Consider the following 13467-nt stretch of genomic DNA (forward strand, 5'->3'; position numbering starts at 1 on the left):
GCCGACGCCCCCTAGAAGCGGTAGGTCAGGCTGGCGCGGTAGGTGCGGCCAAACAGGGGCCGGGCGACGCCCCGGTTGCGGGCGCCGTCCGGCGACAGCAGGTCCGAGAAGATCGGATCGCCTTCGGTGAACGACAGCTGGTTGGTCAGGTTCGCCACGTTGAACTGCGCCATCAGGTTGGGCGTCACAGCCCAGGCCGCCCCGGCGTTGACGATGTAGTAGGCTGGGTACTGGGTGACGTTGAAGTCCGTCGATTCCGAGAAGCGCGACGAATAGTAGTAGACTTGGCCAAACACCGACACCGGCACGCCGGTCAGGGGCCTGAAGTCGAAGGACGGCGTGAAGTTGACCATCACTGTCGGCAGGCGACGGGGGCGGCGACCATCCTCGCCGATCTCGACATATTCATAGCCGGTCAGGACGTTGGCGGCGTCGCGCACCTCGCGGGTGATCTTGTAGTTGGCGTTGGTGATCTTGGGGTCCTGGACGGTGACCGCGCCCTTCAGCTCCAGCCCGTCGATCGGACGCCAGGCCAGTTCGACCTCGGCGCCGAAGTTCTTGACCCCGCGTTGATAGACCTCGCCGACCTCGGGACAGGTGTTGATCTGCGGCACCGCCCCGGTGACCGCGCATTGCGGCGACTGGAAGTCGCGGTAGACATTGACGAAGTCACGCGGAGTGAACTTGTTGTAGTAGACCGCCGCCGAGGCGTCGAACTTGGACTTGTAATAGCGCAGGCCCGTTTCCAGCTGCCAGATTCGTTCGATCTGGTTGCGCTTGATGGTCGCGGAGCCGACCTGCTGGGTGGTGTCGACCCGAAATTCGTTGAGGTCCTCAAGGCTGGGCAGGCGGAACGAGCGCGACACCAGACCGTAGACGGCGATCGGATCGGAAATCGAATAGTTGGCGCCGACCGACCAGCCCACGGCGCTGAAGCGCTTGTCGAGGTAACGCGGCGCGCCGGGCACCGACAGTTCGTTATCTGCGGTGGTGTCCTGGGTGGAGCCGACCACGACGCTGGCCGGCGTCGCATCGAAGAGGACGTTGCGGTCGCGACGCACGAGATCGGTCTTGAGGGTCTGCCACCGCACGCCCAGGTCCAGCTTCAGGCGATTGTCCAGGGTCTCCCAGTGATCCTGCAGATAGGCGGCGTAACCGCGCGAACTGGAGTCGGTCACGAAGCCGAAGAAGCCGGGCAGGATGGCGCCGCCGCTCGTCAGGCTCGGGCCGACGATCGCGCCATTGGCGTCCAGGCCTCGCAGGTCGACCAGGCGCGAGGGCTCGCCCATGCTCGACACCAGCAGGCTGGCCTGGAAATTGGCGTCATAGGTGTAGCTGCTGCCATAGCCTCCGGCGGTCAGCTTGTGTTCGCCCAGCCAGTTGAACGTCTTCTGGACCTGCAGGTCCATCGAGGCGCTGTCGGCCTTGACGTTGGCGATGAACGGCAGAAGGAAGTTCAGATAGGTGTCGGGCGCGACGGCCTGGCCGTTGTCCAGATAGTAGCCCTGGACCCGGGCGACCTTCGAATAGTTGGCGATGAAATCCTCGCGGCTGATGCCGGCGAAGGCCGCGCACGGATTGCTCGTGGGGACGTTGAAGAAACCCCGGAGCTTGGCGTTGTTGAGGTTGCAGCTGAGCGCCGCGCCATGGGCGGGCGAGATGACGTCGTTCTGCAGGCGGACGTTCAGGAAATCCTTCGCATAGGCCGTGTCGTTGCCGGTGAACATCGTATTGAAGTCGCTGGTTCCGCTGGTGTAGCGAAGGCCGCCCTTGAAGGTCCAGCCATCGCCCATCTCGCGCGAGAACTTCAGGGTGAAGACGTTGAACTTGGGGTGGATGCCGTCGGCCAGGTCGATGTCGCGCTGGCCGTATTCGCCCATTTGGGTGAAGTGGCGGTTGAACGGCGAGGCCACCGTGCCGTGGGCGAAATCGATGCCCAGGGGCTCGATGGTGTCCTGGTCGATCTTGGTGGGGTCGTCGGCCGTGCCCGGACCCGACAGCCGCGGCACCGAGATCGGCAGGTTCTGGTAGAAGGCGGTGTGATCGTTGAGGAACAGGGCGTGCGCCTGGATCTCGGTGGCCCCGTCGTCGCTGGTATAGACGATGTTGCCGCGGATCTGGCCGCCGTGGTCGCCGGTGTAGCCGTTGTCGCGGATGCCGTCGGCGACGCGATAGAAGCCGCCCAGGGCGAAGGTCAGGTTCTTGTTGATCGGGCCGGAGACGAAGGCCTCATTGCGCACGAAGCCGTAGTCGGCCACTTCGAGCCGGTAGCCGCCCTCGAACTTCTGGCCGCCGGTCTTGGTGACATAGTTCACCGTCGCGCCCAGGCCGTTGGAATAGAGGATGCCGCCCGGTCCGCCCTTCACCACCTCGACGCGGTCGGTCATCAGGTCGGTGCGGATGAAGACGTCGTTGTTCATGAACTGAACTTCCGGCTCTTCGTAGACCGGCAGACCGTCGATCAGCTGCGGGGCGTAGCGATAGCCGCCGGTGACCGGCAGGCCGCGGACGGTGACGTTGTTGCTGGCTTCGCCGGCGCTGCTGCCTTCGGTGTAGAGCCCCGGAATATTGGCCAGCAGGTCGGCCGTGCTGATCGGGGCCAGGCGCTGGATTTCCTCGGTCGTCAGGGTGTTGATCGAGAAGGTCGCGTCCTTCTTGCGGGTGCCGGCCGTCACCCCCGTGACGACGACTTCCTCGACCTGGACGGCCTCCGGGTTCGAGGAGCTGGCCGGGGCGGCCGTCTGGGCCAGGGCGCCCGTCGCGGCGAACAGGACGGCCGCCGACACCGACGTGCGGAATGCATTTTTCAGAGACACTGGTTTCCCTCCCGAGGACGCCTTTTCGGCGCGTTCCTTCCAACCGGCATGACGACGGTATGCGACTAAAGCTACTGAAGTGATTTAGTCTGTCAACCGGTCTTGCGAAAAAGCGTCGCCATGTGGCCGAGCCGCGCGAGCCTGCCCCAGTCGATCGTCCGTGCCTCAAGCGCGGGGATTCCAAAGCGGCGGCAGGGCGGGTTTGCGCTCCGGATCAGGAGCGCGCATGACCTGGCGGCCGCCCTGCAAAACGCGGGGAGGGAGCAGTTCGAAGGCCGACAAGCGCGCTGGCGACTCGGGAGCGGGTGCGTATCATGAACGGTCAGACAGGATCAGGGGCGTCACCTTCCATGGGCCGCGGCAGTAACTCCAACGGCGTTCGCCGCTACAACGAGCGCCTGGTGCTCTCGACCATTCGCCGGCTCGACGGGGCGTCCAAGGCCGACCTGGCCAAGATCACCGGCCTGTCCCCCCAGGCCGCCTGGCGGATCGTGGAGGACCTGCAGGCCGACGGGCTCCTGATGGTCGCCGGCCGACGGACCGGGGGGATGGGCCAGCCCTCGACGATCTACAAGATCAACGGCGAGAACGGCTACACCATCGGCGTCGAGGTCGGTCGCAGCCGTCTGACCTGCGTGCTGCTCAATTTCAATGGCGTGGTGCTGGCCACCCAGACCCGGCCGATGGCCTTCCCCGAGCGTTCGTCAGTCATCGCCGAGGTCGCGCAGTTCGCGCGCGTGCAGCTGGCGGCGCTTGAGCCCGAGCAACGCCAGGCCTTCCTCGGTGTCGGCATCGCCATGCCGTGGTTCATCGGCGCCTGGCGCGAGGAGATCGGCGTGTCGCCCGACCAGGCCAAAGACTGGGGCGCCGATGTCGAGGAGGCCTTCCGCTCGGGCCTGGACTGTCCTGTATTCTTTGAGAACGACGGCAACGCCGCGGCCCTGGCCGAACTCCTTTGCGGCGTCGGCCTGGGGGTCGAGAACTATCTCTACTTCCACGTCGGCACCTTCGTCGGCGGAGGTCTGGTGCTGGGCGGACAGATCCACCAGGGCCGACATGGCAACGCCGCGGCCTTGGCGTCGATGCCGATTCCCGACGAAGGCGGGCAGGACTTCCTGCTTCATCGCGCCTCGCTCTACAGCCTGGAGGCCGCGCTCGGCCAAGGCGACGACGAAGCGGTCCGCGCCGCCTGGCTGGACACCTGCGCCCAGGCCATCGCCTTTGTCATCCTGGGCGCCAACAGCCTCCTTGATCTTGATGCGGTCGTGCTGAGCGGGGCTTTGGACGAGACCACGCTCCGGTTGCTGGCCGAGCGCGTCGAAGCGCGAACGGCGGCCACGGCGCCCAAGGACTTTTTCAAGCCGCAGATGCTGGTGGGCCAGATCCGCGACACCGCGCCCGCGGTGGGGGCCGGCCTGCTGCCGCTCTACGCCAGCTATACCCCCAACCTCGGGTCGCTGCTCAAGGGCGACGTCGCTTAGCCAAGCTTTTTCGCCTTCTCCCGTTGACAGACTAAATCACCTCAGTAGATTTAGTCGCGCACCGCCGTATCGCGGTCAGCAACGAGTGCGTCGCCCAAGACGCCTGAGAGGAAACGAATGTCTTTGCGACCGTGCTTCCGCGCGTCTGCGACCTGTGCGCTCTCCGCCTTGGCCGCGCCAACGCCTGGCCTCCTCCCTGACCAGACCCTCCGCGCGAACCCGACTTCCCGGCGGCCTTGAGCGCCGCCGCCCCGGCCGTTCCTGCCGGTCCGGGGCGGCGTCTTTTTCATCGGACCTTCCAAGAGTATCTTTCATGGTTCATCCCAAACTGTTCGGCGGCGTCGAAGCGGGCGGCACCAAGTTCCTGTGCGGGGTCGCCGACGAGAACGGGGTGATCCTCGACCAGGTGCGCATCGCCACCACCACCCCGGCCGAGACGCTTGGCGCGGTCGACGCCTTCTTCGCCCAGGCCGGCGCCCGGCACGGGCCGCTTGCGGCGCTGTCGATCGGCAGCTTCGGGCCGCTGTCCCTGCGCTCGACCGCGCCTGACTATGGGTCGATCACCTCCACCCCGAAAGTCGGTTGGAGCCATGTGGATCTGCTGGGCCATTTCCAGCGCACCCTTGGCGTGCCGGTGGCGTTGGACACCGACGTCAACTGCTCGGCGGTCGGTGAATATCTGTTTGGCAGCGGCCAGGGCCTGGGGGCCTTCTGCTATGTCACCATCGGCACCGGGATCGGCGTCGGCCATCTGCTCGGCGGCGTCCCGCACACCGGCGCCAACCATCCCGAAGCCGGCCACATCCGCTTGCCCCGCGCGCCCGGCGACCAAGCTTTCGAGGGCATCTGTCCGTTCCACGGCGATTGCCTGGAGGGCCTGGCCTGCGGCCCCGCCATGCAGGCGCGCTGGGGCGTCCCGGCCGAGGAACTGCCGCCTCGCCACCCGGCCTGGGCCATCGCGGCCGACTACATCGCCGGCCTTTGCGCGACCCTGACCTATATTCTCCGGCCCGATCGGATCATTGTCGGCGGCGGCGTCATGCAGCAGGCCGACATGTACCCACGGGTCAGAACCGCGCTTGAGGCCAAGCTGGCCGGCTATGACGCCAGTCTGCGCGGCCTGGACATCGACGCCTATGTCGCCGAGCCCACGGCCGGCGCCTCGGCCGGCCTGACCGGCGCCCTGGCCATCGCCCATCGCCTGATCACTCGCCAATGGCCGATGCACTGGGTTCTCGGCGCGCATCAGAATTCCGTTTCCACGCTCTCGAAGGTCTCCTGATCATGACGACGATCGACACGGCGCTCGCGCCGCCCATCCGGCCCGGGGTCACCTTGGCGATGGTTCTCGCGGCCCTCGGCGCAGCCTTGGGCGGCCTGTTGTTCGGGTTCGACACGGCGGTGATCTCCGGCGCCACGGCGGCGCTGCAGGCGCGGTTCGCCCTGACCGACGGGGCCCTGGGGTTCACTGTCGCCTCGGCCCTGATCGGCACCGTGCTGGGCTCGCTGGTCGCCGGCGCGCCATCGGACCGCTTCGGCCGCAAGCCCATGCTGCTGATCGTCGCCGTCTGCTACGTCGTCTCCTCGCTCGGCGCGGGTCTGGCGGGCGACTGGTACGCCTTTCTGGCCTTCCGCTTCCTGGGAGGCCTGGCGATCGGCGCGGCCTCGGTCGTCACTCCGGTCTATATCGCCGAGGTCGCCCCGACCCACGTGCGCGGCCGCCTGGTGGCGCTCAACCAACTCAACATCGTCTTCGGCATCCTGCTGGCCTTCCTGTCCAACTACGCGATCGCCCGCCTGGCCGGCCCCGACGTCGCCTGGCGCTGGATGTTCGGCATCGTCGCCGCGCCGTCGCTGCTGTTCCTGGTCGTCACCTTCCTGCTGCCCGACAGCCCCCGCTGGCTGGTCGTTCAACGTCGCGACGACGAGGCGCGCCAGGTGATGGCCCGCCTGGGCTTTCCTGACCCCGACGGCGAGGTCGTGCATATGCGGGTGGCGGCCGAGCGGGACGCCGGCAAGGCCAAGCCCAGCCTCTTCCAGTCGGCCTATTCCGTTCCGGTGACCTGCGCGATCGCCATCGCCATGTTCAACCAGCTCTCGGGCATCAACGCGCTGCTCTACTATGCGCCGCGCATCTTCCAACTGGGCGGGGCGGGGGCCGACAGCGCGCTGCTGCAATCGGTGGCGGTGGGCGGCACCAACCTGGTGTTCACGATCCTGGCGCTGTTCCTGATCGACCGGTACGGCCGCAAGCCGCTGCTCTATGTCGGCTCGATCGCCACGGCGGCGGCGCTGATCCTGGTCGGGCTGCAGTTGGAGAGCGCCCATCCGAACGGCGTCCTGGTCCTGGGCGGGCTACTGGGTTTCATCGCCGCCTTCGCGGTCTCCCAGGGCGCGGTGATCTGGGTGTTCATCTCCGAGGTCTTCCCCAGCGCCGTGCGCGGCAAGGGCCAGGCCCTGGGCAGCACCACCCACTGGGTCATGGCCGCCGCCATCACCTGGGCCTTTCCGGTGTTCGCCGCCCATGTCGGCGGCTGGGTGTTCGCCTTCTTCGGCGCGATGATGCTGCTGCAGTTCCTCTGGGTCTGGAAGGTGATGCCCGAGACCAACGGCGTCGCGCTCGAGGACATGGACTTCCGGAGGGGGCACTGATGCGTCGTCTGCTAACCCTTGGCGCGGCCGCCTTGATCGGCGCTGGCGCGTCGCTCCCCGTCGCGCCCGCCGCTTTCGCCGACGAGGTCCGTCCGGCCTACCATTTCGCGCCAGCCCGCAACTGGATGAACGACCCCAACGGGCTGGTCTATTTCGAAGGCGAGTACCACCTGTTCTTCCAGTACAATCCCTATGGCGATCGCTGGGGGCACATGAGCTGGGGCCACGCGGTCAGCCGCGATCTGGTGACTTGGGAAGAGCTGCCGGTGGCGATCCCGGAGACGGACGTCATGGCCTTCTCCGGCAGCGTGGTGATCGACTGGAACAACACCAGCGGCTTTGGCAAGAACGGCCGTCCGCCGATGGTGGCGGCCTATACCGGCTATGATCCCAAGACCAAGAACCAGTCGCAATATATCGCCTACAGCAATGACAAGGGCCGCACCTGGACCGTCCACGGCAAGGTGCTCGACATCGGCTCCACCGAGTTTCGCGACCCCAAGGTCTTCTGGCACGCGCCGACCAGGCGTTGGGTGATGCTGACTGTCCGGGCGGTCGAGAACCGTCTTTCGATCTACACCTCGCCCGACCTGAAGACCTGGACCCACGCCAGCGACTTCGGACCCGCCGGCGGGCGCGGCAAGAACTGGGAGTGTCCGGACCTGATCGAGCTGCCCGTCGAGGGCGGCCGTCCCGGCGAAAAGCGCTGGGTGCTCGGCATCAATCTTGGCGACAGCGGGGTCGGCGGCGGCTCGGGCGGCCAGTATTTCGTCGGAAACTTCGACGGCGTCCACTTCACGCCGGATCCGAGCTGGGGCCGGGAGCCTCAGTGGATGGACTATGGCGCCGACTTCTACGCCGCCGTCTCGTGGAACGACCTTCCGAAGACGGACCCGCGCCGGATCTGGATCGGATGGGCCAACGACTGGCGCTACGCCAACGCCATCCCGACCTATCCGTCGCGCGGTCTGATGTCGCTGCCGCGGGTCGTCAGCCTCAAGCAGACGCCTGAGGGCTATCGGATCACGCAGGCGCCAGTCCAGGAGGTCGAGACGCTTCGCTCCAGTCACCAGTCAGCCAGCGCCTTCATGCTTGGTGAAAACAGGACCGCGCTGCCGATTCAGGGCGGCTCCGTCGAACTAGATCTGGAGCTTGAACTGGGCAGCGCTGAGCAGGTCCAAATCGCCCTGACCGACGACAAGGGGTTCGAGACCCTGATCGGCGTGACGCCGAAGACGAACGAGGTCTTCATCGACCGCACGCGCTCTGGGCCCCATTTCCACGACGCGTTCGCCGATCGCCACACCGCATCGGTCGACCTCAAGTCGGGTCGTGTGCGTCTTCGCGCGTTCGTGGACCAGTCGATCGTCGAGCTCTACGTCAATGATGGCCAAACGACGATCACCGACCGATTCTTCCCCGGTGGCGGGGGGCTCAAATGGTCGGCCAGCGCTCGTGGCGGGACCGCAACGATTCGCAAATTCGACGGTTGGACACTGGACAAGTCGAAGGTGCCTTAGTGCAGAGTTCGCTTGTCAGCACTCGGCGTGGTTCGCGCCGGGTGACGACCTATATCGGTCTGACGCCGGACACCGACCCATGCAAGATTGCGCCGCTGGACTCGGCAGGCCGATCCTGGACCTTGCCGGGAGGAGCGGCCCCGCGGTACCGGCAACTCTACAATCTGATCCGCGATCGTCTTGCCAGTGGCGAGCTGCGGATTGGCGACAGGCTCCCTGATGAGCGCCATCTGGCGCGCCTCTGTGGCGTCTCGCGGTTGACGGTGCGAGGCGCGCTCGCCCTGCTGGAAGCCGAGCGACGTATTCAGAGGCGAACACGTGTCGGGACAATAATCTGCGAGCAGCAACAGGGGTAGCGCCGACGCCCGCGGCCCAGATACAGCGATTAGTGCGCTTGGATTTATTGGCCTGCACCTCAGGCCGACGGTCAACGGCGCCGGATTGGGCCATCGCGGGTAGGCCGCGACGACCTGGAGCGGATGTCTGGATTCTGGAGAGAACCCAATGTCAGCTACTGGCGCAGACCCGGCCAGCTAACCTGACTTCAGGATCGACAGGTAGTGGAAGCTGTCGCCGATCAGTGGCGTAGATAAACCCTCAGTATGAGCGTGTGCTAGCAGCGCTCACAGATCAAAGTTGATCGGACGTGCGGTGGTCCGATCGCTTCACCGCGCTACCGGCGCATTTGAGACGCACCTCCGACGGCTCCACCACCAGCAACTAGGGGGGCGGCTGACCCGCTGGTTGAATCTATTGGCATCGCTCGTCTTTCGTGTAACGCTGTTCGGCGATAGCGCATTTTTGCCGGGGGGCGTCATGATGCTTGATCTGGAGAGCTTTGGTCTCAGCGACGATTTCGATCGCGCCGGTCAGGCCATCGAGACCATGGTGGCCGCGCGCCATCCCGCGAACGATCAACATCGCTGGGGCGCGATCAAGCCGATGAGCGTGGTTGGGGGCTGGGGCCAGGATCTGTCGACCTGGACGCTCCACCTGGGAATGATCCTGACGAACTTCAACACGCTTATTCGACCCCGGCGCGTGACCTTCACCCAAATAGAGGTTCGAAATTCCGGTGGCCTGCCTCTACGCAATCTCCAGCTCTATCTGGCTCAGCAGGCGCAACATGCGCACCGTTAGGCCCTACGGGCACCTTATCGCGTTGATCGGCGCGGGTGTGATGACTGGTGCGGTCGACAACACCTGGGCGCAAGCTGACGTAAAGCCATCCGTCGCCATCAATCTCATTTGCGCGGGCATAGAGCCGGGCAAGTCGGTCGACTACCGTGAATTCGCGGCCGCCGTGGCCGCCGCCGCCGGCGTGACGCCCGCCGATCTGAACCCGACCGACAAGGCGATGAGCGTCGCCGACTACAATCAAGCCGCTTTGGTGCTCCTGCGCAATCGTGAGGTTCAAAGGCGGCCGGCTGTTACGGCGAATATTCTGGCGCTTGTCGCCGACACCGAAGATCTTCTGGCCGACAATTCGCCAACTTCAGCGGAGGATGCGGGGCTGAAGGTCGAAGGCGCCGGCCATGGGTCAAATTGGTTGTTTCAGCCTGATAACCAGCGCCTGACCTGTGTGGGGAAGGGGCCGCCAAAGGTCGAGGACCAGTACATCAAGCCTATCAAACGTTCCCGTCTGGCGCTGCGCGGGAAGGTCGAGGCGCTTGGATTGATCGGCGAAGAGCGAAAGACGGCTGACGCCTTCAAGTTCGGCTATAAGCGCGAAATTAGCGAACAGGACGATGGTTCGTCGAAAACCGATCGAACCGAAACGTTCGACGGTGTTTTGGGTCTGCGCTTGTCGCCCGACACCTGGACGGCCCCGGTCTTTGCCTACGCCGACTACAGCCTGAGCCGGGCGCGCAAAAAGCCCGAACCGCCATTGGATCCGGGAAAGGCGGTTGACGACGATGACACCAACGCTTGGGAACTTGGCTTCAGCACGGCAGGACAGCTGTTTTACGACCAAGCCCTGTCGCGCTCGGTGCTCGTTGATGCGCGTATCGGTTGGGTTAGCGACGATATTAAGGCTTCGCGGCGTGCCGTTGTGGGTCTTGGCGCGACTCCGGGTTTCGCCATCGCCGATGGAAAGCCATGCGGTCTTGGTGGATTTGCGCCCCAGACCCTAGGCGTCCTCAAATTCAGAGTGCGGTGTCGTATCCGCTTTGAAGCCGAAGCCTCTTATGTCGACGAGGCTGGGAAAGCCGATTTCAAAACCTACGGCAAGTTCCTCGCAGGCGGGGCTACGATTGGGTTCGACATCGCGCCGCCGATGGGAGATGACGCGGGGATCATCACCTCGGTCAGCTACCGCTATCTTCCCGTCATTTCGGGCAGGGCGCCGGACGTCCATCGCCTTGACACGACAGTGAAGTATCGCTTCTGGCTTGAAAATGGCCTGGGTCTGGACTTGGGGCTAACCTACGGCAAGGGGCGCGAGACCAAGACCTATAAGGATGAAGATAAGATCGAGGCAGGTGTAGGGGTCCTATTCTAAACGTCGCATCTTTACGTCGTCATGAAGGATCCAGCCATTAACCTGCCTCTTAGACGTCCAAGGCGCGGTGTCCGAACCGGCGCTGCCTCGGCGCCGCCTGGCTACACGCCGTGCGTAACCGCAAGACAGGCAAGTTCCTGGCGCTACGCGTAGAGTTCAAGCCGGGGCACCACAGCGAATAGCTGAAACGACCATGTAGACGGCCGTGGGGCGGACGTGGCCGTCGGCTCTCCTATTGAAGGTCCGGGATCTGGAGTTGTTCTAAGGTCAGCTATTGGCGCATGTCGCTCCCGCTGGCGATCTGAAGAGCCCAGCCTCTCGGCGTCTATTGTTGATCAGCGGGGGGCGTGGGATGGCTTTTGCCGGCGCGATCGTCGCCTAGCTGGGGAGCCGGAAATGATCATTCGTCGTCGAACCGTGCTTGCGGCGGGCGCCGCCGCCTCCCTGACGCCGGGACTGGCTGCCGCCCAGGGCGGCAGGTCGAACGCGGCGCGCTTTTCGCTCGCCTTCGCACCCCATGAGGGCAGCTTCGCCAGCCGCGGCGGACTGATCGAGCAGATCGCCTTTGCGGCGGACCAGGGGTTCACTGCCTGGGAGAACAACCAGGCGCGGGACCGTCCTGTAGAAGAACAGGAGCGAATGGCGCGGGCGCTCACGCAACGCGGCATGACAATGGGGGTCTTCGTCGCCAGCATGCCCAAGTGGGCCCAGTTCCGGCCCGTGCTCGGCGGCCCCGATGACGCGGAGCGCGACGCGTTCCTGGCCGACATCCGTGCGTCCGTCGACGTGGCCAAGCGGCTGGACGCGAAGTGCATGACGGTGGTCACCGGGTTTTTGGATCCCAAGACGCCGCTGGATATCCAAACGGCGCGCATCATCGACGTGATGCGCCGAGCGAACGACATCGTGGCTCCACTGGGTTTGGTCATGGTGATGGAGCCGCTGAACACCCGCATCGACCATCCCAACGTATACATGCAGACGATCCCGCAGGGTTTCGCGATCGCCCGCGCCTTAAACAGCCCGGCCGTGAAGGTTCTCGCCGACCTGTACCATGCGCAAATTCAGTTCGGGAATCTGATCCCGACGCTGGAGGCCTGCTGGAGCGAAGTCGCCTATGTGCAGTTCGGCGACAATCCAGGCCGCAAGGAGCCGACGACCGGCGAAATCAACTACACCTCGATCGTCCGGTGGCTGAAGTCCCGGCGCTATGAGGGCGTGATTGGCATGGAGCATGGCAATTCCCTGGCCGGACGTCCCGGCGAGGAGCGCCTAGTCGCCGCCTACCGCGAAATTGATCGGGGATGAGGACCCTCCGCTGACGCGGTGGCGATGGCGCAAGAAAGGTCCAGCGCATCGGTCGCGAGTGATGGAGCCTGGGCTACGGGGTCGGATGTCGCCTTCGATGCCGGCGACCGAATGTCTGGAATCTGGAGCAGTTCCAAGGTCGGCTCCTGGCGCAAGTCACCCCTCCAAAAGGCCCTCCATCCCCGTTTCACCGCGGGGATAGACCACCCCCGCCCGCAACGAATTCAACTGCTTACGCCCCGATGACCCGGGCGTAGGCGCAAAATCATCCGCAGCGAAAAAACCCGCGGCATAATCGGAACTGCCCCACCGCGGGGGAGGACGTCCGGCCGGCGACCTTGACGTGCGGCGGGGGCGGTCGAGCGGGAAGCGTCCGTCGGCCGGTTGCGCGGGGCCTGTCGGGTCGGCGCGGGAGGCGGGAGGATCCGGATGGACCTTCAGTCTTCCGGTCGGACGGCGGGAACACCCGCGGAGCCGAAAGACGAACGCCACAGGCGCGGGCTGAAATCGCCCGCGCGGTCCGGAAGGTCAGCCAGCCTTCCGCCCGTCGGGGGCCCACTTCGGGAGCGGGTTAAAACCCCGCGCCCCGATGGCTCCCGTCCACCGGCCGCGCGGAGCGCCCGTGACGTGTCGAAACGGTACTCCAACAAACAATTCCGGGCATGGCCCGGGCGCTCCGCCGCCTCCCCAACCCCGCCGGCTTCCTCCGGCGGTCGCCGCCGACCCGTGCCTCGAACACAGAGCCGGGCCCGGCCTTCAATCCCATGATGGAGCTTTCCCGATGACCAAGCGTGACCCGCACCAGCCCGTCAGGCCCTGGACCGCCCGGACCGAATCCCCGCCCGCCCCCGCCGACATCGACGCCGCCGACCTGGCCGGCCGCGATCCCGAGAGCCTGACCGACGCCGAGCTCGAAGCCCGCTACGCCGCCGTCAACGCCGCCCGCCGGCGGGCCTTCCAGCTGGCGCTGCTGCGCAACGCCGAGACCATGCTGGCCGACATCAACGCCTCGCTGGCGGGGGGCAAGGGCGGGGAACGGGGTGGCGGGGATTGGGGCTGACCTTCCCGGCCTCACCAACAGCCCGTCATCCCGGGCACTTGTGCCCGGGACCCATCTATCCGCCGCAAGGGCAGAGGTGTGGCGCGCCGGCGCGCCAAGGCCGCCCACCGTCGGCTGAGCCATGGGT

General features: G+C 65.7%; 10 protein-coding genes. 9 read left to right on the forward strand and 1 reads right to left on the reverse strand.

Annotated elements, in window-relative coordinates:
• Window positions 1–11 precede the first annotated feature (11 nt).
• Complete coding sequence (locus ACIPQB_RS16490; protein ID WP_446486340.1) at window positions 12–2816, reverse strand: TonB-dependent siderophore receptor; 2805 nt, start codon at window positions 2814–2816, stop codon at window positions 12–14.
• 350 nt (window positions 2817–3166) lie between these two features.
• Here ACIPQB_RS16490 and ACIPQB_RS16495 point away from each other — a divergent pair, with 350 nt between their 5' ends.
• The 9 genes from ACIPQB_RS16495 to ACIPQB_RS16535 all read left to right on the forward strand — a co-directional run bounded on the left by ACIPQB_RS16495 (window position 3167) and on the right by ACIPQB_RS16535 (window position 13340).
• On the forward strand, window positions 3167–4297 hold the full coding sequence (locus ACIPQB_RS16495) for an ROK family transcriptional regulator (protein ID WP_446486341.1): 1131 nt from the start codon (window positions 3167–3169) through the stop codon (window positions 4295–4297).
• A gap of 313 nt (window positions 4298–4610) precedes the next feature.
• The gene (locus ACIPQB_RS16500; protein ID WP_446486342.1) at window positions 4611–5579 is read left to right on the forward strand and encodes an ROK family protein; all 969 of its coding nucleotides are present in this window, start codon (window positions 4611–4613) and stop codon (window positions 5577–5579) included.
• 2 nt (window positions 5580–5581) lie between these two features.
• Window positions 5582–6949, forward strand: a complete 1368-nt coding sequence (locus tag ACIPQB_RS16505; RefSeq protein ID WP_446486343.1) for a sugar porter family MFS transporter — start codon at window positions 5582–5584, stop codon at window positions 6947–6949.
• The gene (locus ACIPQB_RS16510) at window positions 6949–8469 is read left to right on the forward strand and encodes a glycoside hydrolase family 32 protein (protein ID WP_446486344.1); all 1521 of its coding nucleotides are present in this window, start codon (window positions 6949–6951) and stop codon (window positions 8467–8469) included. The genes ACIPQB_RS16505 and ACIPQB_RS16510 overlap by 1 nt, the downstream gene beginning before the upstream one ends.
• The gene (locus ACIPQB_RS16515) at window positions 8388–8825 is read left to right on the forward strand and encodes a GntR family transcriptional regulator (protein ID WP_446486345.1); all 438 of its coding nucleotides are present in this window, start codon (window positions 8388–8390) and stop codon (window positions 8823–8825) included. Before ACIPQB_RS16510 ends, ACIPQB_RS16515 begins: the two co-directional genes overlap by 82 nt.
• A gap of 460 nt (window positions 8826–9285) precedes the next feature.
• Window positions 9286–9609 carry a hypothetical protein gene (locus tag ACIPQB_RS16520; RefSeq protein WP_446486346.1) on the forward strand — a complete coding sequence of 108 codons (324 nt, stop codon included), beginning with the start codon at window positions 9286–9288 and terminating at the stop codon, window positions 9607–9609.
• Entirely contained in the window at window positions 9596–10972 is a 1377-nt protein-coding gene (locus tag ACIPQB_RS16525; RefSeq protein ID WP_446486347.1) for a hypothetical protein, read from the forward strand. Before ACIPQB_RS16520 ends, ACIPQB_RS16525 begins: the two co-directional genes overlap by 14 nt.
• Window positions 10973–11368: 396 nt before the next feature.
• A complete protein-coding gene (locus tag ACIPQB_RS16530; RefSeq protein ID WP_446486348.1) occupies window positions 11369–12280 on the forward strand; it encodes a hydroxypyruvate isomerase family protein in 912 nt (303 codons plus the stop codon).
• Window positions 12281–13061: 781 nt separating this feature from the next.
• Window positions 13062–13340: a hypothetical protein gene (locus ACIPQB_RS16535; RefSeq protein WP_446486349.1), complete on the forward strand. Its 279-nt coding sequence runs from the start codon at window positions 13062–13064 to the stop codon at window positions 13338–13340.
• The last annotated feature ends 127 nt before the right edge of the window (window positions 13341–13467 follow it).

The sequence above is a fragment of the Caulobacter sp. LARHSG274 genome, assembly GCF_052871235.1.